19 protein-coding genes are annotated in these 21,370 nt (G+C 30.6%); all 19 read left to right on the plus strand.

From position 1 onward, the window contains the following. The first annotated feature begins 32 nt into the window (after positions 1-32). Positions 33-908 (plus strand): lysophospholipid acyltransferase family protein, encoded by an 876-nt coding sequence (locus tag CHAB381_RS03105; RefSeq protein WP_012108524.1) that lies wholly within the window; start codon positions 33-35, stop codon positions 906-908. Further along, the gene (locus CHAB381_RS03110) at positions 905-1,801 is read left to right on the plus strand and encodes an ELM1/GtrOC1 family putative glycosyltransferase (protein ID WP_012108525.1); all 897 of its coding nucleotides are present in this window, start codon (positions 905-907) and stop codon (positions 1,799-1,801) included. Before CHAB381_RS03105 ends, CHAB381_RS03110 begins: the two co-directional genes overlap by 4 nt. Beyond that, positions 1,798-2,874 (plus strand): glycosyltransferase family 4 protein, encoded by a 1,077-nt coding sequence (locus CHAB381_RS03115; RefSeq protein WP_012108526.1) that lies wholly within the window; start codon positions 1,798-1,800, stop codon positions 2,872-2,874. Before CHAB381_RS03110 ends, CHAB381_RS03115 begins: the two co-directional genes overlap by 4 nt. Continuing rightward, positions 2,867-4,063 (plus strand): O-antigen ligase family protein, encoded by a 1,197-nt coding sequence (locus CHAB381_RS03120; protein ID WP_012108527.1) that lies wholly within the window; start codon positions 2,867-2,869, stop codon positions 4,061-4,063. Before CHAB381_RS03115 ends, CHAB381_RS03120 begins: the two co-directional genes overlap by 8 nt. Then, entirely contained in the window at positions 4,054-4,869 is an 816-nt protein-coding gene (locus CHAB381_RS03125; protein ID WP_012108528.1) for a polysaccharide deacetylase family protein, read from the plus strand. The genes CHAB381_RS03120 and CHAB381_RS03125 overlap by 10 nt, the downstream gene beginning before the upstream one ends. Beyond that, a complete protein-coding gene (locus tag CHAB381_RS03130) occupies positions 4,866-5,849 on the plus strand; it encodes a glycosyltransferase (protein ID WP_012108529.1) in 984 nt (327 codons plus the stop codon). Before CHAB381_RS03125 ends, CHAB381_RS03130 begins: the two co-directional genes overlap by 4 nt. Beyond that, a complete protein-coding gene (locus CHAB381_RS03135) occupies positions 5,836-6,894 on the plus strand; it encodes a glycosyltransferase (protein WP_041570474.1) in 1,059 nt (352 codons plus the stop codon). Before CHAB381_RS03130 ends, CHAB381_RS03135 begins: the two co-directional genes overlap by 14 nt. Continuing rightward, positions 6,891-7,886, plus strand: coding sequence for a glycosyltransferase (locus CHAB381_RS03140; RefSeq protein ID WP_012108530.1), 996 nt, complete (start codon positions 6,891-6,893; stop codon positions 7,884-7,886). Before CHAB381_RS03135 ends, CHAB381_RS03140 begins: the two co-directional genes overlap by 4 nt. Continuing rightward, a complete protein-coding gene (locus CHAB381_RS03145) occupies positions 7,883-8,668 on the plus strand; it encodes a polysaccharide deacetylase family protein (protein ID WP_012108531.1) in 786 nt (261 codons plus the stop codon). The genes CHAB381_RS03140 and CHAB381_RS03145 overlap by 4 nt, the downstream gene beginning before the upstream one ends. A gap of 9 nt (positions 8,669-8,677) precedes the next feature. After that, positions 8,678-9,439, plus strand: coding sequence for a glycosyltransferase family 2 protein (locus tag CHAB381_RS03150; protein WP_012108532.1), 762 nt, complete (start codon positions 8,678-8,680; stop codon positions 9,437-9,439). Beyond that, the gene (locus CHAB381_RS03155) at positions 9,426-10,787 is read left to right on the plus strand and encodes an LTA synthase family protein (protein WP_012108533.1); all 1,362 of its coding nucleotides are present in this window, start codon (positions 9,426-9,428) and stop codon (positions 10,785-10,787) included. The genes CHAB381_RS03150 and CHAB381_RS03155 overlap by 14 nt, the downstream gene beginning before the upstream one ends. A 108-nt stretch (positions 10,788-10,895) precedes the next feature. Then, a complete protein-coding gene (locus CHAB381_RS03160) occupies positions 10,896-12,167 on the plus strand; it encodes a nucleotide sugar dehydrogenase (RefSeq protein WP_012108534.1) in 1,272 nt (423 codons plus the stop codon). A gap of 11 nt (positions 12,168-12,178) precedes the next feature. Then, on the plus strand, positions 12,179-14,377 hold the full coding sequence (purL, locus tag CHAB381_RS03165; protein ID WP_012108535.1) for a phosphoribosylformylglycinamidine synthase subunit PurL: 2,199 nt from the start codon (positions 12,179-12,181) through the stop codon (positions 14,375-14,377). Between the two features lie 14 nt (positions 14,378-14,391). Beyond that, positions 14,392-15,189, plus strand: coding sequence for a DnaJ domain-containing protein (locus CHAB381_RS03170; protein WP_012108536.1), 798 nt, complete (start codon positions 14,392-14,394; stop codon positions 15,187-15,189). Beyond that, entirely contained in the window at positions 15,179-15,907 is a 729-nt protein-coding gene (locus CHAB381_RS03175; RefSeq protein WP_012108537.1) for a hypothetical protein, read from the plus strand. Before CHAB381_RS03170 ends, CHAB381_RS03175 begins: the two co-directional genes overlap by 11 nt. Positions 15,908-15,984: 77 nt before the next feature. Then, entirely contained in the window at positions 15,985-17,517 is a 1,533-nt protein-coding gene (gene purH, locus CHAB381_RS03180) for a bifunctional phosphoribosylaminoimidazolecarboxamide formyltransferase/IMP cyclohydrolase (protein WP_012108538.1), read from the plus strand. Positions 17,518-17,846: 329 nt separating this feature from the next. After that, complete coding sequence (locus tag CHAB381_RS03185; protein ID WP_012108539.1) at positions 17,847-18,374, plus strand: DUF4149 domain-containing protein; 528 nt, start codon at positions 17,847-17,849, stop codon at positions 18,372-18,374. A 45-nt stretch (positions 18,375-18,419) separates the two neighbouring features. Next, positions 18,420-19,769 carry a phosphomethylpyrimidine synthase ThiC gene (thiC, locus tag CHAB381_RS03190; protein ID WP_012108540.1) on the plus strand — a complete coding sequence of 450 codons (1,350 nt, stop codon included), beginning with the start codon at positions 18,420-18,422 and terminating at the stop codon, positions 19,767-19,769. After that, positions 19,766-20,836, plus strand: a complete 1,071-nt coding sequence (locus CHAB381_RS03195; protein WP_012108541.1) for an Mrp/NBP35 family ATP-binding protein — start codon at positions 19,766-19,768, stop codon at positions 20,834-20,836. The genes thiC and CHAB381_RS03195 overlap by 4 nt, the downstream gene beginning before the upstream one ends. Positions 20,837-21,370 lie beyond the last annotated feature (534 nt).

A 21,370-nucleotide genomic window follows, 5' to 3' on the forward strand; every position in this document is an offset into this window, starting at 1 on the left:
GTAAAATAATAAATTTAAATAAGGATTAAGTTTTGCGAGAGAAAATTGAATATTTTATAGTTTTATCCGTAATTAAAATTTCAAAATTTTTACCGAAATTTGCGGTTTTTGCATTATTAAAATTTTTTGCGATAATATTATTTTGGGTTTTAAAATCTCGCAGAAAACTCGCCATAAACAATATTTTAGCAGCTTATAAAGATTTTGATTTTAAAAAAGCGAAAAGTTTGGCAAAAGCAAATTTTATCAGTATTTCACAAACCGTAGCAGAGGTTTTGCTTCTTATAAATGATCGTATAAAATTGGACGATGTTATGCAAAACGGCGAATCAGCCGTAAAAAAAGTAAAAGAGCTTACTAAAAATAACAAAAACGGAATTATTTTTGTGACGGCTCATTTCGGAAACTGGGAATTTTTGGCGCATTATTTTGCGACTAAAGGCTTTCCTGTATCGGTTGTAGGAAGATACGGAAACAATTCTTTGATTGAAGATAATATCACATTTCCGTTTCGTCATAAGTTCGGCAATGATTTGATCTATAAAGATGACGCTATGAGAAATATGATAAAATTGCTTAAAAACCACGGCAATTTAGGTATTTTAACCGATCAAAAAACAGGAAATTTTAAAGCCGAATTTTTTGGACGGAAATGTTATACTACAAAATCCGTCGCAACATTGTTTTTGAAATTTAATCCAGTGATAATTCCAATTTTTGCGAAACGTATAGATAAAACGAAATTTGAAATTATTGTGGAAAAATTTCCTGAAATTCCTTCAAATTTATCTAAAAATGAAGCCGAATTATTTATTACTCAAACTTGCAACGATATTTTTGAAAATATAGTCAGAAGTGCGCCGGAGCAATGGTTTTGGATGCATAATCGCTGGAGAATGGATGCATGAAAGCTCTGATTTTAACGGATTTGAGAAAAGGTCATGAAAATCAAAGCGTTGCATTTTGTGAAATTATGGGTTTTAAATATGAACTTTGCAATGTTTCTTACTCAAATAAATTTTTTAAATTGCTAAGCTATGTATTAGATTTTTTTGGAATTTTAATAAAAATTTTTAATATTCAAAATAAGGATTTTCAGAATTTTGATCTTTTTGTAGGCGCAGGAAGCCAAACTTATTACGCTTTAAAGTTTTTATCCAAAAAATATAATAAAAAAAATATCGCTTTAATGTATCCCAAAGGCTATAAAAAAGACTTTTCGTTTATCATAGCAACCTCACACGACAATCCGAAAAAAGCTGAAAATATAAAAATTTTGCCTGTAAATTTAAATTTTTTGAAACCTCAAAATTTTTATAAACCGTCAAAAAAAGCGATCGGTTTTATAATCGGTGGAAATAATAAAAATTTTATCATGAATGATGAAATTTTAGAAAAAATTGATGAAATTCGTGATTTTTTTAAAGATTATGAGTTTTTAATTACAACTTCGCCTCGTACTCCAAAAAAAATAGAGAGTGCATTGATGCAAAAAAAATTTGATTTTAGCGTGATTTACAGCAAAAATCCTATAAATCCGATTTCCGATTTTCTATCCGGTTGCGAATTTGTTTTTATTACAATCGACAGCGTTTCGATGATTAGCGAAGCTGTTTGCAATTTTAGTGCAAATATCGCTATTTTACCACTTTCTAGGCGAAACGAAAAAGAAAATAAATTTGACAGATTTATAAAAAATTTGCAAAAAGGCGGATATTTGCAAATTTACTCATCGCCAAAAAATTTACAAAAAACAGCAAAAATTAATTTAAAAAATTTAATGAAAGATATAAAATTATGAGAGTTGTGCAAATTTTACCGGAGCTCAATGAAGGTGGCGTTGAGCGTGGCGTAGTCGAGCTTAACCGTGAATTTGTGAAAAATGGAATTGAAAATTTTGTGATTACAAAAGGCGGAAAATTAGCCGGTATTATAGAAAAAGACGGTGGCAAGTTAATTTTACATGATGTTTGCTCGAAAAATATTTTTACAGCTCCTGTAAGGATTTTAAAACTTCGCAAAATTTTAAAAGAGATAAAGCCGGATATTGTGCATATAAGATCGCGCGTGCCTGCTTGGATGGTGCATTTTGCAAAACCAAAATGTAAGATAATAAGTACGGTTCATGGAGCTAATTCAGTAAATTTTTATAGTAAAATAATGGTAAAAGCAGATAGAATCATTGTACCTAGTAATTTTATAAAAGAGTATATTATTAAAAATTTTAATGCTGATGAGAGTAGGATTTCAGTTATCTTTAGAGGTGTAAATTTAGAAAATTTTGATGCTACAAAATTTGAGAGCAAAGAGAAATTAAGAAATGAATTTGGTTTAAAAAAAGATGATTTTATTATAAGTTGCGTTGGTAGAATTTCAAATTTAAAAAACATTGAAACAATTATAAAGGCCATAAAAATCCTAGAAAATGAAAATATTAAACTTCTAGTAGTAGGTGGAGTTCACCCAAAAAGAAAAAAATATTTTGAGTTCTTAAAAAAACTCATTTGTAAATTAGATCTCAAAAAGAGTATTATTTTTTTAGGAAGCATTAGTGAAATTGCAAAAATTTATGCTCTTAGTGATGTTGTAGTTAGTGCATCTATAAAGCCTGAAAGCTTTGGAAGAAGCGTAGCTGAGGCAATAGCTCTAAACAGACCAGTTGTGGCAAGTAATCATGGGGGCGTAAAAGACATAATTATTGAAGATGTAAACGGATATTTTTTTGCTCCACTTGATGAAAAAGAACTCGCACAAAAAATTTTAATGGCAAAAGATCTTAAATTTGATGGCTATTCTTATATAAAGAGTAAGTTCTCACTAGAAAAAATGTGCAACGAAAATTTAAAAATTTATAAGGAGGTTTTAAATGCATGAGTATTTAATTGGCTTAAAAGAAGACAAATATAAACTTGCTTTTAATATTATACTTTTTATTTGGCTTTGTAGTATTCCTTTTAAGAATGCCATTTATCAAATTTCAACTGTTTTGGTTTTGCTATTTTTTGTAGTGCATTTGATTATAAATAAAAACTACTCTGTTTTAATTGAAAATTTTAAAAAAACTAAAGTTTTAGCTGTTTTTGTTGCTTTGATTTTGCTTAGTATGTGTTTAGCAAACATCTTAAATCCTGAACTTTTAGCCAAAAAATCTTGGCATCATATAATTTCATTTTTTTATAGATATGTTTTGGTTTTTATAGCTTTAGCGTATTTTTACAGGCTTAAGTATTTTGATAAAAAAGTATTAGTTGATGTCTTTTTATTCGGACTTTTGTTTGTAGCAGCCATCGCAATTTTTATGCTAATTTTAAATCCAGATATTGTTTTAAATTCAAACGCAGCCTACAATGGCGATTATGGTCTTAAAGGAACTTTTGATAACAGAAATGCCATGGGACTTGCTATGAGCTTAGGTGTTGTCTTTACTCTTTTTATTTTAAAAGACAATATAAAAATAGGATTAGTCTTACTTGCAATTTTTGGTTTTTGTATGCTATTTTCTTTTTCACGTTCAGGTTGGGTTGCCGGTTTTTTTGCATATATCGTTTTTATCGCGTTTTATTTTAAACAGCTTAATAAAAAATTTTTTATAGCTGTTGGAATTTGTATTTTAGTGCTTATATGTTTGTATTTTGGTGTAGATAGTTTGCAAGATAGGGTAAATTTGCTTCTTCAAGGAAATTCCAGCCATAGAACTGATATTTGGAAATTTGGACTTACTCAAATACCAAATAATTTATTTTTTGGCCACGGTGTTAGTTGTTGGAGAAATTTAAATTTACCGGCTTATATAGCAGTACATACAGGACTTCATAATTCCACTTTAGAAATATTACTTTTTACTGGAATATTTGGTTTGGTGGCATGGATTAGTGCTGTTTTAACCGTATTTTATCAAATTTTAAAAGATAAAAATTATATATATTTGTCTTTACTTGTATATTTTGTAGTTATTACACAGTTTGATTTTAGTGTTTTTGACTCAAAAGAACTTTTTAGCGCTGTAACTATTTTTATGTTTTTAGTGTATTCGGATAAATTTAAGGCTAAACTTTGCAAATAGTTATTATATTATTAATTTTTACAATATTAATTAGTTTTACAATTTTTTCGCTTCGCTTTTCTTGGTGGAGAAAAAATATCACTTATGAATATCCTCGTGTTTTGATGTATCATATGATAAGTAAGCATTTGCCTAAAAATAAAAGCAAATTTAACCGTTTAAGAGTAGAGCCAAAAGAGTTTGAAAAGCAAATCAAGTGGCTTAGCAAAAATGGTTTTAAAAGTTATTTTGTGCGTGAAATATCAGATGATCTACCACCAAAATCAGTAATTATAACTTTTGATGACGGATATAAAGATAATCTCACAAATGCTTTGCCAATACTTCAAAAATACGGTTTTAAAGCTACAATTTTTATAGTTTGTAACCGCTTTGATAAAAATTGGGCGACGGATAAAGATCTTAAAAAATCAAGCGATGAATTAAACAATGAAAAAATGTTAAGTGACGAAGATGTTAAAAAACTTTTAGAAAGTGGTCTTATTGAAATTGGCTCTCATACTTTAAATCATGCAAATTTGCCGAGTCTAAGCTATAAAGATAAACAAAATGAAATTTTAAACTCAAAATTAGAAATTGAAAAAAAATTTGGTATAACTTGTGAAAGCTTTGCTTATCCGTTTGGTTTTTACGATGAAGAAAGTATGCAACTAGCTAAAGAATCCGGATATAAATTTTCTGTTACGACAAACAATGATGTTTTAAAAAATAGATACTCAAATTATGAAATTCCTAGAATCATGATAAGTGGTAGAGGAAATATACTTCATTTTATTTTAAAAATAAAAAAAGGAAGAAGTAGGTGAGAGTTTGTTATTTCTCTTGTTCAAATATTTTTGGTGGTGTTGAAAATATCATTTTGCAAACATTAAATAAGCTTTGTAAAAGTTATGAGGTAGCTCTTATCTTACCAAAAGGTGCTAATTTTTTAAATAAATTTGATAAAAGAGTAAAAATTTATGATTATAAAAGCTACGATAAACGTTACAATATATTTTTATATTTTGAGATTATGAAATTTTTACACGAGTTTAAGCCGGATATTTTACACACTCATGGGGCAAAAGCTACGCAAATGGGCTTTATTTTAAGTAAATTTTTAAAATTTAAGTTTATTGCTACAAAGCACAATAATAGAAAAGGTAAAATTTTTAATAAAATTAAAAATGTTATGGCTGTTTCAAAAAATGTCGCAAATACTATAAATCATGAATCAAAAGTTATCTATTTTGGTATAGATAAGCAAAATATAAAGCCGAATTTATCAAAAACTTTTACCATTACAGCTGTTGGTAGGCTTGATAAAATTAAAGGTTTTGATATTTTGATAAATGAAGTAAAGAAGCTTAAATTTAACTTTGTTTTACAAATTGTAGGTGATGGTTTCGAAAGGGAAAATTTGCAGAATTTAATAAATAGTCTTAATTTAAAAAATAAAGTTAAACTTCTTGGTTTTTGTCAAAACATTCCGCAAATTTTAGCAAATTCAAATTTACAAGTTATTAGTTCCATAAAAGAAGGTTTTCCACTTACGCTTTTAGAAGGTCTTTTTTACGCTCCTATTGTAATTTCTACACCAGTTGGTGGAATAATTGAAATTTTAGACGATGAATTTTTAATAAACCATGAGAATTTAAGTGATAAAATAGATGAAATTTACATGAATTATGATGCAAAAGTTGAAATTTTTAAAGAAAAAAATAAAAATATAATTGAAAATTTTAAATTTGAAAAATATATCTTAAATTTGCAAAATTACTATGAGGAAATTTATGAAAAATCTTAGAATTGTTCATTGTGGTATTTTTAATGAATTTGATGATGGAAATTTTTTTTATGGCTTAGAGCGTAAAATTTCGCATGGACTTCATCAAAACGGTCATTTTGTATATGATTTCAGTTATAGAGACTGGGAGAGAAATTTAAGATTTTGCGGCATTAAAAACAGCGGCATAAAAAAGATGAATCAAAAACTTATTGAAATTTGCAAAAATATAAATGCCGATGTTTTATTTATCACAAAGGCTGAAAAGATAGAAAACGAAACTCTTTTAGAGATAAAAAAGGCACTGCCAAATATAAAAATTGCGATGTGGTATGTTGATCATCTAGAAGAAAAAGCTGAATTTTTTGAAAAATTTAAGATAATTGACGCGTTTTTTTATGCAAATGCACTTAAATTAAAAGAGCTTTCAAATAAGTATAAAAATACACTTTTTTCATTTTTTCCAAATATTTCAGATGAGGCTTTTGAGATCGATTTAAATTTATCAAAAACAAATGATATCATTTATATAGCAAGAGATTATAAAGAAGATAACCGTTATAAATTTGCTTTAATGCTTCATGAGTTTTGTAAAAAAAATAGCATAAAGCATAAAATTTATGCAAGTTTAGGGAACAAACCAGTTTTTGGATATGATTTTTTAAAAGCCATAAATGAGAGTAAAATTGCTATAAATTTTAACAGAGATGATGAGTTAGATTGCGAGAGCTCAAACAAACTTTTGGGTGCAAGTGATAGAATGGCACAATTTTTAGGTTTTGGGGCATGTACTTTTTCGCCGGTTATTACAGGATTTGATAAACTTTACGAGCCCAATAAAGATATAATTTATTTTAAAAATTTTAAAGATTGTAGTGATAAGATTTTAGCAATTTTAAAAAGTAACGAGTGGAAGCAAATTGGTAAAAATGGCAGAGAAAAAACATTAAAAATCGCAAATGCAAAACGCGTAACTAAATTTATGCTTGAATTGCTTTTTAATAAAAATTTTAGTCAAGACTATGAGTGGAAAGAATTTATATATAAAAATGGAGAATTAATTTGAAAATTTTACAAACACTTCAATGGATTCAATTTGCCGGAACTGAAAAAGTTTGTGTTGATCTATGTAATGAGATGAGTAAAAATCATGAAGTAATTTTACTTTCAAATAAAGATATAACACAAAAATTAAATAAAAATGTGAAATTTATAGAGTTTAATTTTGATAAAAGTCGTTTTAATCCATTTTTTTTATATAAAACTGCTAAATTTATAGAAGAAATAAATCCTGATATAATTCAATGCCATAATGCAAAAGAACTTGAAATTATGAAATATATGCAATTTTTTTTAAAGAAGAAAATTCCAATCGTTGCCACAAGACATAATGCGGAATTAAAGAAGAAATATGCTTTTGCTAATCTTGGGATAGCTGTTTCTGATGAAACTATGAACTATATGAATGCTAAAAAAAATATTCTTATAACAAATGGCGTGAGTAAAGTAAAACCTAATTTGATAAAAAATGATAAATTTACAATTTTAGGTGTTGGTAGGCTCGCACCTGTTAAAGGATGGGATCTTTTAATAAATGCTGCCTCAAAGCTTAATTTTGATTTTAAATTACAAATTTTAGGTGAAGGTGATGAAAAAAGACATTTGCAAGATTTAGCCTCAAGACTTGGCATAAAAGATAAGGTTGAATTTCTAGGTTTTAAAAATAATGTGGCTGATTATGTAGCAAGTTCTGATTTACAAGTTATAGCATCTGTTACAGAGGGGCTTTCTATATCGCTGATAGAAGCCATTTTTTATGCAAAAATTTTAATAGCCTCAAATGTTTCAAATCATGAAAATCTTATTGGTAAAAAATTAGTTTATAATAGAGATGCAAAAATTTTAGCTGATAATATAAATGATATTTATAAAAACTATAAAGAATATCAAGATGAATTTGCAAAGGTAAAATTAAAAAAAGATAACTTTAGTATAGAAAAAATGACACAAAAATATATAAAGGCATATGAAAATTTGATAGAGGATTTTAAAAAATGATATTTATTTGTATTTTATTTTTTGTTATTTTTATAGCTTTTTCTCTTCGTTATAATTGGTGGCGGATACCTGCTGGAAATGATAAAGTAAGGGTTTTAATGTATCATAGCATTGATGAGCATTTTGGTGATAAGTTTGATAAATGGCGAGTAAAACCTGAGGATTTCGAGAGGCAAATCGCTTGGATGAGTAAAAAAGGTTATAAATTTTTTACTTTAAGTGAAATTTGTGAATTTCTAGATGATAAAGAATTTCCAAAAAAATCAGTTTGCATTACTTTTGATGATGGATATGGTGATAACTTCACAAATGCTTATAAAATTTTAAAAAAATACGGCGCAAAAGCAACTATCTTTCTTATTCCAAATCAAGATGAAAATTACTGGGAAGCTAAAAATACATCACATATTTCTAAAATGTTAAATAAAGAGCAAATTTTACAGATGAGAGATATCGTTGAGTTTGGTGCTCATACAAGTACGCATGCAAATCTTACTGCAATTTCAATTCAGCAGGCAAAAAATGAAATAGAAAATTCCAAAAAAGATGTTGAAAATATAACAAAAAAACCTTGCTTGAGCTTTGCATATCCTTATGGTAAATTTAATAATGAGATTGTTGATTTAGTGGATGAAGCCGGATTTAAAAATGCTGTAATTGTAAGGCGTGGAGTTTTTGATATTAAGGATGAGCGTTTAAAAATTAAAAGAATAGGGATTCTTGGCACAGAAGGTTTTTTTGATTTTTGGCTTAGATTTACACGTATTAGAAATAAATTTTAAGGATTAAATTTGATAAAAGCATCTGTTTATGCGATTGTGATGAATGAAGAAAAGCATATCGAAAGAATGCTCAAAAGCGTGGCTGATTTTGATGAAATTATCATCGTAGATAGTGGAAGTACCGATAAAACGCTGGAAATTGCAAAAAAATATACGGATAAAATTTATTTTCATAAATGGCAAGGTGAAGGCTTTCAAAAAAACTACGCGTTTAATCTTTGTAAAAATGAGTGGGTATTAAATTTGGACGCTGATGAAGAGATTGAGCCGGCTTTAAAAATCGAAATCGGGAATTTTATAAATCAAAGTGAATTTAACGGACTGGATATAAAATTTCAAGAGTATAATATGGGCTTTATTGTTTCGCCGTTTGTAAAAAAGAACACACATATAAGATTTTTTAAAAAAAGTAGTGGAAAATATGAAAATATGGGTGTTCACGCTCAAATTTCAATAAATGGAAAAGTAAAAAAAAGCAAATATTCAATACATCATTTTAGTGATAAATTTATATATGAGCTCGTTGTAAAAAACAATAATTATTCTACTTTAAGAGCAAAAAGCGATTTTGAAAAAGGCAAAAAACCGAATTTTCTAAAGCTTATTTTTATATTTCCGTTTATGTTTTTTAAATCTTATTTTTTAAGAAGATCTGTTTTTAATGGAAAAAGAGGCTTCATAACGTCTGTAATAAATGCTTTTTATGCTTTTTTAAAAGAGGCGAAACTTTATGAAATTTCATATTTAAAGGAAAAAAATGAAAAGAAATAATATATCAAAAAAACACATAATTTCTATTTTAATAGTATTTTTTGCAGGATTTTTGCTTGGTCTTACATATTTCAGTTATCGTCATTTCGGAAATTTTACAGCTGCTCAAATGATTTTTCATTTTGTCAGCGATATCGGTGATACGCTTAATGAATACAAAACTTCCATTAGAGAAAAAATTATAGTTCCTGCGTTTGTAGTGGCTTTGCTTTGGTTTTTGGCTATTAAATTCAGTCAATTTTTTAAAAAACACTCTTTGAAATTTTCTTTTGCTTTTTTGATTGTTTCTTTAATAGTAGCAAATGCTAAAATGAGTTTTTATGACATTTTTTCATATTTTTTTGTTTATTCGGATATTTATGAAAAAGAGTATAAAAATCCTGATTTCAGTAAAATTTCGCTTAAAAAACCTAAAAATTTGATAATCGTTTATGCAGAGAGTTTGGAATTAAATTATAGTGAACTTAGAAACAATAGAAAAATAGATATTACAAATTTAAAAGAGATAGCAAAAAACGGAGTAGTGTTTAATAATGGTCATAAAATGTTGAATAATACAGGTTGGACAGCAGCAGGGCTTTTAGCTTATAACTGCGGTATTCCACTTTCAATAGTCGGAGATAAAAATGAAACATATAAAAAAATGACTTGTCTTGGAGATGTGCTTGATCATTTCGGATATGATCAGGAGTATCTTTTAGGAAGTGATGCGACTTTTGCAAATGCAAAAGAATTTTTTATAACTCATAAAATAAAAGTTAGTGATTTAAAATCTATGAATTTAAAAAATGATTTTGGATGGGGAATTTATGATGATAAAATTTTTAAAATTGCAAAAGAAAAACTAAACCAAAAAGCAACATTGCATAAACCTTTTGCTTTTTATATTTCTACTATAAATATGCATTTTCCTGGAAATAAAAGCCCTGGCTGCACGTCAATGGACGATAGATATACTGAAAGCATATCTTGTACTGACAAGGAGTTAAGCGAATTTTTAAAATGGATAATGAAACAGGATTTTTATAAAAACACATCCGTAATTGTTTTAGGTGATCATTTATCACAAGTGCAAAGATATTTTAAAAGAAGTAGTGATAGAAGAATTTTTAATCTCTTTTTAAATTCAGGTTTCAGCGGAGTTGATACAAATAGAAAAGTCAATCATTTTGATATGCTACCAGCAATTTTAGAGAGCATAAATATAAGCGTTGATGCTTTCGGGCTTGGTAGAAATCCTACAAAAAATACTCCGTTACTGCTTGAAAAATATGATTTTGATGATTTAAATAAAGAAATTTCGAAACGAAGCAAAATGTATAACAATGAATTTTTGGATAAAAAATAAAAATATTACGGTAATTTTTTTTGCTTAATCACTGTTTTTATTTTTAATAATAAAAATGATAAATTTTAAGCATTTATTTGTTAAAATTCGGCGAAAACGAGGGAAAATATGTTAAATTTAAAAGATAAAATCATAGCTGTTGTTGGGCTTGGATATGTTGGAATGCCTTTGCTTAACGCATTTTCCAAAAAATACAAAACAATCGGATATGACATAAATCAAAAAAGAGTTGAAGAGCTTAAAAGTGGCGTAGATAGGACGCTTGAATTAAATAACAGTCAGTTAAAAGAAATGGATACTTTTTATACTACTGATATAAATGATCTAAAATGTGCAAATATATTTATCGTGACGGTTCCTACGCCGATTGATTCTAAAAATAAGCCGGATCTTACACCACTTATAAAATCAAGTGAAAGCATAGGAAAAGCGTTAAATAAAGGTGATATAGTAATATATGAAAGTACAGTTTATCCTGGTGTTACTGAAGAAATTTGCGTACCTTGCTTGGAAAAAACATCAGGACTTAAATTTAATATTGACTTTTTTTGCGGATATTCGCCCGAAAGAATAAATCCTGGTGATAAAGAACACACTGTATCTAAAATTTTAAAAGTTACAAGCGGCAGCACGCCTGAAATTGCCGATGTTGTAGATGCGCTTTATAAAAGTATAATAACTGCAGGAACTTTAAAAGCAAGCAGCATAAAAGTAGCAGAAGCGAGTAAAGTCATAGAAAATACTCAAAGAGACGTAAATATTGCGCTTATAAACGAGCTTGCTCTTATTTTTGATGCGATGAATATTGATACGAATGAAGTTATTGAAGCGGCTTCAACTAAGTGGAATTTTATCAAGTTAAAACCAGGGCTTGTCGGAGGTCACTGCATAGGTGTAGATCCGTATTATCTCACATATAAAGCCGAAGAGCTTGGATATAAACCGAATTTAATTTTAAACGCAAGACACATAAATAATTCAATGGCAGGTTTTATAGCAAACAAAACTATAAAAACAATGATAGATAACGATATTAAAATTAAAGGCTCAAACGTTCTTGTTTTGGGTGTTACATTTAAAGAAAATTGCCCTGATTTAAGAAATACAAAGGTTTTAAATATAGTGGAAAATTTGGAAGAATATGGCATAAATGTAGATATTTATGATCCTTGGGTAGATACAAATGAATCAAATATCACTTTCAATCACGAAATTATCGCAAATCCTTTCAAGAATAGCAAAAAATACGACGCTATAATTGTAGCTGTAGCTCATAATGAGTTTAAAAATTTAAAAGATAGCGATTATGATAAAATTTTAAATCAACATATCATAATTGATATAAAAGGTATTGTAAATAAGCCGACTTGGAGATTATAAAAGGAAAAAAAATGGATCAAAAAACAATCAAAGCGCATAAAATAAGCGATAGCGAGTATAAAAAAATTTTAGAAATTCTAGGACGCGAGCCAAATCTTTTGGAACTTGGAATTTTTTCTTCAATGTGGAGTGAGCACTGCTCTTATAAATCAAGCAAAAAATATTTAAACGGTTTTCCTACAAAAGCGCCTTGGGTAATTCAAGGACCTGGAGAAAATGCAGGAGTTATTGACATCGGTGATGGTATGGCGGCTGTTTTTAAGATGGAAAGTCATAATCACCCAAGCTATATTGAGCCGTTTCAAGGAGCCGCTACTGGCGTTGGCGGAATTTTAAGAGATATTTTTACAATGGGCGCAAGAGTTGAAGTTAATATGAATTCGCTTCGTTTTGGCGATGTCATTGGAGACAGTAAGGTAAATCGTTATCAAAGATATTTGGTAAAAGGCGTTGTGGGTGGTATTGCGCATTACGGAAATTGTATGGGAATTCCGACAATCGGTGGCGAAACGACATTTGACAGCAGTTTTAACGGAAATATTTTGGTAAATGCCTTTGCTCTTGGTATCGTAAAAAGCGATGAAATTTTTTACGGTAAAGCTGAAGGTGCAGGAAATCCGGTGATTTATGTGGGAAGTAAGACAGGTCGTGACGGACTTGGCGGAGCCGTTATGGCAAGTGACAGCTTTAACGAAGAAAACAAATCACTTCGTCCAACTGTACAAGTAGGCGATCCTTTTGCCGAAAAACTTCTAATGGAAGCATGCCTTGAACTATTTAAAAAGGGCTATATTATAGGAATTCAGGATATGGGTGCGGCAGGTCTTACATCAAGCAGTTTTGAAATGGCAGGTAGAAGCGGAAGCGGTATGATAATGCACCTTGATAAAGTTCCGATGCGTGAAAACGAGATGACGCCTTATGAGCTTATGCTAAGTGAAAGCCAAGAAAGAATGTTGATTTGCGCAAAAAAAGGATGCGAAGAAAAGGTTAAAGAGATTTTTGCAAAGTGGGATTTGGACGCTGAGGTTATCGGTGAAGTAACAAATAGTGGAAATATGGAGCTTTTCTGGTATGGCAAAAAAGTAGCCGACGTGCCTATCGCGCCACTTAGTGAAGCTGCACCGATTTTAGATCGTCCCGTTAAAAAACCTGCTTATTTGGATAAAATTGCAAGTGGAAATTTGTGCGGTTGCGGTGTAAGTAAGATTAGTAATAAAGAAGCTTTTGATAAAATTTTTGCAGAACCTGAAATTTTAAATAAAAATTTTATTTATGATCAATATGACGCAAACATCGGCACAAATACAATTAAAAAGCCTGGATTTTTGGGAGCGGCCGCGATTCGTGTCAAAGAAAACGGCGTAAATCTTTGTATGGCGATGGATTGCAACAGTAGAATGAACTATATAAATCCTAGAATAGGAGCTGCTTTGGCGGTTGCCGCTAGCGGTCGTAAAGTCGCTATGAGCGGCGCTGTGCCGTTAGCAATTACGGATTGTTTAAATTACGGAAATCCGCAAAATGAAGAGGTTATGTGGCAATTCGCGCAAGGTTGCGAAGGTATAAAAGCGGCTTGCAAAGCTCTAAATACGCCTGTAGTCAGCGGAAATGTAAGTCTTTATAATGAAACCGATGGCGTAAGCATTCAGCCAACTCCTGCTATCGTTATGGTTGGAACCGCTAAAAATGCGCTTTTGCCTAGCCATTTTACAAAAAACGGTGTAAATGTATATCTGATCGGTGATACAAAGGGCGTTTTTGCAGGTTCTTTATATATGAAAGTTGTAGAAAATCGCATAACAGGAACTTTACCTGAGATTGATTTTATAAAAGAGCGCGCTTTGTGGGATTTGGTAATAGAAGCTAACAAATGTGAAATTTTGGAATTTGCAAATTCTGTAGGCGTTGGCGGTGTCGCTATAACATTAGCCAAAATGGCTTGTATAGAGCAAATCGGCGGAAATTTCGATATGATTGTAGATGATGACAGAGATATTTTCGATGAGAGTTTTTCGCGCGCAATTGTTGGTGTAAAAAATGAAACTGAATTTTTAAAACTTGCTAAAAAGAGCGGCTTAAAGTTTACAAAACTCGGTGCAAGCGGCGGTGAAACATTTAAAATTAATGAAATCAGCGTTAAAATAAAACAACTTGCCGAGATTTATTTTAATAAGTTTTCACAAATTATTAAAGGCGAAACATTTTAAATTTTAGGTAATTTATGCATTTTATCGTCTTTTTAATTCTGTGTTTTATTTTTTACAGCGCAGTTTCCGGTTTTTTACAAAGTTTAGCTAAAAATGGAAATTTCGATAAAAAAAATTATGAAAATTTAAACTTTAACGAAGCGAAATTTATTATCGCTTTGGTGGCGAAAGTCGCTAAAAGCGACGGTAGAATCAACCATGAAGAAGCCGATTTAATTAGCGCGCTGTTGGATGATTTGATCTCTCATTTCGGCGGAGGAAAAACTGAACGGGACGCGCTTAAAGAAATTTTTAATTTTGAGAAAACAAGCAATAACAAAGCTTTTAATATCGCTTTTGAGTATCAAAAAAGTTGCAAAATTTCACAATCAAGAAAGCTTGAAATTTTAAATTTTTTATTTAATCTTGCTTATGTGGATGGTGAATTCAGCAGCGCGGAGCGCGAAATTTTAAATGAAATTTGTGATGGATTTGAATTTAATGAAATTTTAAAAAGAGAAATTTTTGATAGATTCGAGATATTTTTCAGGGCGCGAAATTTTGGAAATTTCGGTTATGAAAAGCATTATGAAAATTCAAATGGTTATGATGATTATAAATCGCACCAAAAATCGCCTTATGAAATTTTAGGCGTTAGCGAAAATGCCGATTTTAACGAGATAAAGGCTAAATATAGAGAACTTGTGAAAAAATATCATCCGGATATTTTAATGGGAAAAGGTGCAAGCGAGCAAACTATCCAGGAAGCGACTAAAAAGCTGCAAGAAATCAATGAAGCTTATGAAATTTTGAAAGAAAAATATGGGAAATAATTTTAGGCAAAAAGATTTTGTTTTAAAAGCTTTTGAAAAAATCGGTCCGATGGCTACGCTTGGCGAACTTTATGATAAAACTGACATATCAAAATGGGGAACAAAAACTCCATTTGCTACAATTAGAAGAATTTTACAAACAAATAGCGAGTTTTTTAAAATTCAACCGGGTCTTTGGGGACTTATCAGTCAAAAAAATGAAATATTAAAAAAAATATGTATAAAAAATACAACAAAAATAGTTGATAATAAATTTACACATACTTATTATCAAGGCTTAATTACCGAAATAGGAAATTTAAGAAATTACCAAACTTACATTCCATCACAAGATAAAAATAAAATTTATATCGATAAACAACTTTTTTATAGCGCCAAAATGACTAAAATTTATGATTTTACATATCTCGGAATTTTAAAATTTGCTAAAACTGTTGACGTTATCTGGTTTAACGATAGAAAAATGCCTGATTCTTTTTTTGAAGTTGAACACACTACTGATTTTAAAAATTCAATCAATAAATTTTTTGAGTTGCAGGATTTTAAAGCAAATTTTTATGTCGTGGCTAAAAAAGAGAGAAAAAAAGAATTCGAAAATATTATAAACAGTAGTATTTATTTGCCTATTAAAAAGCCGGTAAAATTCGCAGCTTATGAAAGTATAGTTAAGAAGTTTGAATTGCAAAAAGAAAGTTTAAAAGTTAAAAATGGAATTTAAAAAAATTTTAATAAATTTAAAAATAAAATTATGACGATTATAAAAATATTTATCTATAAATTTTTAAAGGAGATAAAATGAGAGCACTTATCAGCGTAAGCGATAAAGACGGCGTAGTAGAGTTTGCTAAAAAACTTGAAAATTTAGGTTTTAAAATTTTAAGTACAGGCGGCACATATAATCTACTTGTAAAAAATGGAATCAAAGCGACAGAAGTTAGCGAATATACGAAAAGTCCTGAGATGTTTGAAGGTCGCGTAAAAACTCTTCATCCAAAAATTCACGGCGGAATTTTGTTTAAAAGAGATACACAAAGCAAAGAGGCGAAAGAAAACAAAATAAAATCTATCGATCTGGTTTGCGTTAATCTCTATCCGTTTAAAGAAACCATTCAAAAAACAGATGATTTTGATGAAATTATCGAAAATATCGATATCGGCGGTCCTACAATGGTAAGAAGTGCGGCTAAAAATTTCAAAGATGTTTTGATTGTAACGGATAAAAACGATTATAATACGGTAGCTGAAAAAATAGCTGCAAAAGCCGATGATTACGAATTTCGCAGGAATTTGATGATAAAAGCTTACGAACATACAGCAAGTTATGATTCTATGATTGCAAACTATATGAATGAGCGCTTCAATGGCGGTTTCGGAGCTAAAAAATTCATTTTTGGAAAAAAGGTTTTTGATACAAGATACGGCGAAAATCCTCATCAAAAAGGCGCTTTGTATGAGTTTGAAGACTTTTTCAGCAAAAATTTCAAAGCATTAAAAGGTGAAGCGAGTTTTAATAATCTAACAGATATGAACGGCGCCGTTTTACTTGCTGCAAGTTTTGGAAATGCTCCTGCCGTAGCTATTTGCAAACACGCAAATCCTTGCGGTTTTGCTATAAAAGAAAACCTGCTAAGCAGCTACAAAGAAGCTTTAAAATGCGATCCTGTTAGCGCATATGGCGGTGTAATAGCGATAAATGGAACTTTAGATAAAGAGTTGGCGTTGGAACTTCACAAAAAAGGCACTTTTATGGAAGTAATAATCGCTGCAAACGTTACTGATGAAGCGTTAGAAGTATTTAGCGATAAGAAAAGAACTAAAATTTTTACTCAAAACAGCGAATTTTTACTAAGATCCGACGAAAAATTCAACTTCAAACATGTTGACGGCGGATTTGTATATCAAGAAAGAGATTTTGTAAAATCAGATGAGGTTACAAACGCAAAATGCGTTACAAAGCGCAGAGCCGGTGAATCCGAAATAAATGATATGAAAATTGCTTGGCAACTTGCCGCACTTACTAAAAGCAATTGCGTTGTGTATGTAAAAAATTCCGCTTTAGTTGCGATTGGAATGGGAATGACAAGCAGAGTCGATGCGGCGCGCGCTGCTGTGGCAAAAGCTAAAGATATGGGAATAGATTTAAACGGTTGCGTACTTGCAAGCGAAGCGTTTTTTCCTTTCAAAGACAGCATTGAAATTGCAAATGAAGTCGGCGTAAAAACCGTTATAGAACCTGGTGGAAGCATACGGGACGATGAAGTCATAGAAGCTGCCGATAGCTTTGGAATGGCTATGTATTTTACCGGAATAAGACACTTTTTACACTAAATTTTAAGCCGAAATTTCATTAAATTTCGGCTGTTTATTTTTTAACTTTAAACCAAAATTTAAACTATTCATTACCGCTTCAAGATTTTTTGAAAAATAAAGTTCAGTGTATAAAATTTTGTATTTTCTGTAAATTTTAAAAAACTTAATATTACTCGCTTGGTTATTTTTTAAAAATTTAATAAAATTTACATCAAAATTTTATAAAAACATTAAATAAGTTAAATTTTAAGTTAAAAAATAATTAAATATTTCAAAGTAGAACATCAGTAAGTTTTTGCAAAGTGATTTTTTGATAAAATTTTATATTTTTTGAAAAAGGAAATTTTATGATAAAAGCAATTTATCTTTTTTTGATTGCATCTTTGGTCGGCGTGGAGATTAGTATCGGAGCGTTCGTGGCTCCTACGATTTTTTTCCCGGACAATCTTATAGGAAGTGGCGTACTTACGCATTTTCAAAGCGGACAGTTAATGAGTGCTATTTTTGTAAAATACAATAAATTTTTGATTGCGATTTGTGTAATTTCGTTGATTTTTGAAATGGTAAAGTTTAATAATAACAAAAAACTTTCATTTTACAACCGCTTTTCAACGCTTATGATTGCTTTATTAAATCTTATTTTGGGGCTTTTATTTGTGCTGTTTTTTACAGATTATATACTTTCAGCTCAAAATAACGGCGCAGCTGCAACTGTTACGACGCAATTTTTGCAAATTCACAAGGCCAGCGAATGGTGTATGAAAATAATGATGATAGCTCAGGTTTTTCTGTTTTTTATGAATTTTTCGCGTGAAAAAGAGCCGAAAAAGCAAGATTTAGGCGAAATTAAGGCTGATGAAAGCTCAAAAATTTAATTTTTTTAGTTATTATCAATAAAAATTTTTAAGAAGGATAAAATGATGAGAAGTCAGTGGCTGAAAAACAGAAAAAATGATAAAACTCCAACACAGATGTATTATGCAAAAAACGGCATAATAACGGAAGAAATGCGTTATGTAGCTAAAATAGAGCAAATGGACGCTGAAATTTTAAGAAGTGAAGTTGCTCGCGGTAAAACTATAATTCCTGCAAATATAAATCATACAAATCTCGTTCCTATGGGAATCGGACGAAGTTTAAAATGTAAGATAAACTCAAATATCGGCTCATCAAGTGTAAGCTCGGGCGTTGAAGAAGAGGTTGAAAAACTTAAAATTTCCATAAAATACGGCGCCGATACGGTTATGGATTTAAGTACAGGCGGTGATTTAAATGAAATCAGAACGCAAATAATCAAAAACTCTACCGTTCCAATCGGCACTGTACCGATATATCAAATCATTCATGATGTCGGCTCCATCGAAAATTTAACAATTTCTCAAATGCTTAAAACGATTGAAAATCAAGCGATTCAAGGCGTCAGTTATTTTACGATTCACGCCGGTTTTTTGCTTGAGTTTATGCCGCTTGTAGCAAAGCGTAAAATGGGAATAGTAAGTCGAGGCGGTTCATTAATGGCTACCTGGATGATGAAAAACCATAAAGAAAATCCTTTTTTTACGGCTTTTGATGAAATTTTAGAAATTTGCGCAAAATACGATGTTTCTCTTTCTTTAGGAGACAGTTTACGTCCAGGATGTATATATGACGCAAGTGATGCCGCTCAAATAAGCGAACTGAAAATTCTTGGCGATTTGGCAAGAAGAGCTTGGACAAAAAATGTGCAAGTTATGATAGAAGGTCCGGGACACGTGCCTTTCAATGAAATTGCTTCAAATATGCAACTTGAACGTGTGCTTTGTGATGATGCACCTTTTTATGTGCTTGGGCCGCTTCCTACTGATATCGGAGCAGGATACGATCATATCACAAGTGCGATTGGCGGGACTATGGCTGCATTTTCAGGCGCTTCAATGCTTTGTTATGTTACGCCGAAAGAACATCTAGGTTTGCCTAATGCTAAAGATGTGCGTGAAGGTATAGTAGCTCATAAAATCGCAGCTCATATAGCGGACGTGGCTCTTGGTAAAAAAGGCGCAATCGAAAGAGATCATGCGATGAGTGATGCAAGATATAATTTTGATTGGAATAAACAGTTTGAGCTTAGTTTGGATCCGGATAGAGCAAAAGAATATCACGATGAAACGCTGCCACAAGAGGTTTTTAAAGAGGCTGAGTTTTGTTCTATGTGCGGACCGAAATTCTGTGCTTACAAAATAAGTCGTGAAATCTCAAAAAATTCATGCGAATTTTATAAGGAATGCAAATGAATAAAGATAAAATTTTAGAAATTTTAAAGAGTGTAATTTACCCGGGTTTTAAAAAAAGTATAGTTGAGTATGGTTTTGTAAAAGAGATTGATTGTAAAGACGGCATAAAAATCGTGCTTGAAATCGTATCAGCAAATCCTAAAATATCTCAAGATTTAAAAGATGAAATTTTAAGCAAAATTCCAAATGCCGATGTTATTATAAATAAGCCGAAAATTGAACCTGAGCATTCAAACAGCAGAAGTGGCCGCAATATCGCGCCGCAAATTAAACATTTTGTTATGATAAGCAGCGGAAAGGGCGGAGTTGGTAAAAGCACGACAACGTTAAATTTAGCTATTTCAATGGCAAAACTAGGCAAAAAAGTAGGACTTCTTGATGCTGATATTTATGGACCTAATATTCCTAGAATGATGGGAGAAAACAACGTTCAACCTACTATTATCGGACAAAAATTAAAACCGATTTTAAGCCATGGCGTTGAGATGATGAGTATGGGAATTTTGGTTGAAGCAGGTCAAGGTCTTATCTGGAGGGGCGCTATGATAATGAAAGCTGTGCAACAACTCTTACAGGATGTAGCGTGGAGTGATTTGGATGTGCTTTTTATAGATATGCCGCCAGGAACAGGCGATGCGCAAATTACAATCGCTCAAAGTGTGCCGGTTTCAGCAGGAATTTGCGTTACGACGCCGCAAACTGTGGCGCTTGATGATTCAGCGCGAGCGCTTGATATGTTTGAAAAACTTCATATTCCGTTAGCAGGACTTATTGAAAATATGAGCGGTTTTATTTGTCCGGACAACGGCAAAGAATATGATATTTTCGGTCATGGCGGTGCTGAAATTTTGGCAAAAAAATATAATTGTGAAGTTCTTGGCGAAATTCCTATTGAAATGGCGATTAGAGAAGGAGGCGATGATGGAAAACCGATCAGCTTTTATGCTCCAAATTCCGTCAGCAGCGAAAGATATGCCAAAATCGCCGAAAAACTTATTGCGGTTTTGGAAAAAATAGATAAAGAAAATTTAGCTTCAAATGCCGATATTCAGCCGACAATGCACTAAAAATTCAGTCTTTTTAAGATGAAATTTTGTTGTTTTTTAAAATTTCTTGCGTCAAAAAGACGGCGCGAGAAATTTTTTAAATCTTAAAGTAAAAGCTAAAAAAATTTAAAATATTTTTAAATTTTACTTCTCATAAGTATTTTTCTTGATTTAATTAAAATATTAAATTTGTTGTTTCGGCTATTATTTTATAATATTTTTTATATGCGTTTAAAAATTTTAAAAACATTATAAAAAAAACGGAGCGGAATATATAAGAATAAAATAATCTCCGGATTTTAACCGCAATCATAAATGGCTTAACCATCAAGTTTGAAACTATCAGTATCTCTCATATTATTTACTTTTTTATATTATAAATTCGCGATTTTTTACTGAATACAGAAAATTTTAAGAAAAAGAAATTTTACTGAAAAACGGTATAATGTTTGAAGTTTTAAATATAAGAAAAACGATTTTTAAAGGGGAAAAATGCTTAATCTTACACCTGAAAATGCTCTAAAATTCAAAACTGAAGCCATTACTACGGGCATT

Source organism: Campylobacter hominis ATCC BAA-381 (assembly GCF_000017585.1).
GTDB classification, from domain to species: domain Bacteria; phylum Campylobacterota; class Campylobacteria; order Campylobacterales; family Campylobacteraceae; genus Campylobacter_B; species Campylobacter_B hominis.

Excerpts from the sequence above, each read along its gene's own strand:
- CHAB381_RS03110 (WP_012108525.1), top strand. The coding sequence starts at position 905 with ATGAAAGCTCTGATTTTAACGGATTTGAGAAAAGGTCATGAAAATCAA.
- CHAB381_RS03115 (WP_012108526.1), top strand. The coding sequence starts at position 1,798 with ATGAGAGTTGTGCAAATTTTACCGGAGCTCAATGAAGGTGGCGTTGAG.
- CHAB381_RS03120 (WP_012108527.1), top strand. The coding sequence starts at position 2,867 with ATGCATGAGTATTTAATTGGCTTAAAAGAAGACAAATATAAACTTGCT.
- CHAB381_RS03135 (WP_041570474.1), top strand. The coding sequence starts at position 5,836 with ATGAAAAATCTTAGAATTGTTCATTGTGGTATTTTTAATGAATTTGAT.
- CHAB381_RS03145 (WP_012108531.1), top strand. The coding sequence starts at position 7,883 with ATGATATTTATTTGTATTTTATTTTTTGTTATTTTTATAGCTTTTTCT.
- CHAB381_RS03155 (WP_012108533.1), top strand. The coding sequence starts at position 9,426 with ATGAAAAGAAATAATATATCAAAAAAACACATAATTTCTATTTTAATA.
- CHAB381_RS03160 (WP_012108534.1), top strand. The coding sequence starts at position 10,896 with ATGTTAAATTTAAAAGATAAAATCATAGCTGTTGTTGGGCTTGGATAT.
- purL (WP_012108535.1), top strand. The coding sequence starts at position 12,179 with ATGGATCAAAAAACAATCAAAGCGCATAAAATAAGCGATAGCGAGTAT.
- CHAB381_RS03170 (WP_012108536.1), top strand. The coding sequence starts at position 14,392 with ATGCATTTTATCGTCTTTTTAATTCTGTGTTTTATTTTTTACAGCGCA.
- CHAB381_RS03175 (WP_012108537.1), top strand. The coding sequence starts at position 15,179 with ATGGGAAATAATTTTAGGCAAAAAGATTTTGTTTTAAAAGCTTTTGAA.
- purH (WP_012108538.1), top strand. The coding sequence starts at position 15,985 with ATGAGAGCACTTATCAGCGTAAGCGATAAAGACGGCGTAGTAGAGTTT.
- CHAB381_RS03185 (WP_012108539.1), top strand. The coding sequence starts at position 17,847 with ATGATAAAAGCAATTTATCTTTTTTTGATTGCATCTTTGGTCGGCGTG.
- thiC (WP_012108540.1), top strand. The coding sequence starts at position 18,420 with ATGAGAAGTCAGTGGCTGAAAAACAGAAAAAATGATAAAACTCCAACA.
- CHAB381_RS03195 (WP_012108541.1), top strand. The coding sequence starts at position 19,766 with ATGAATAAAGATAAAATTTTAGAAATTTTAAAGAGTGTAATTTACCCG.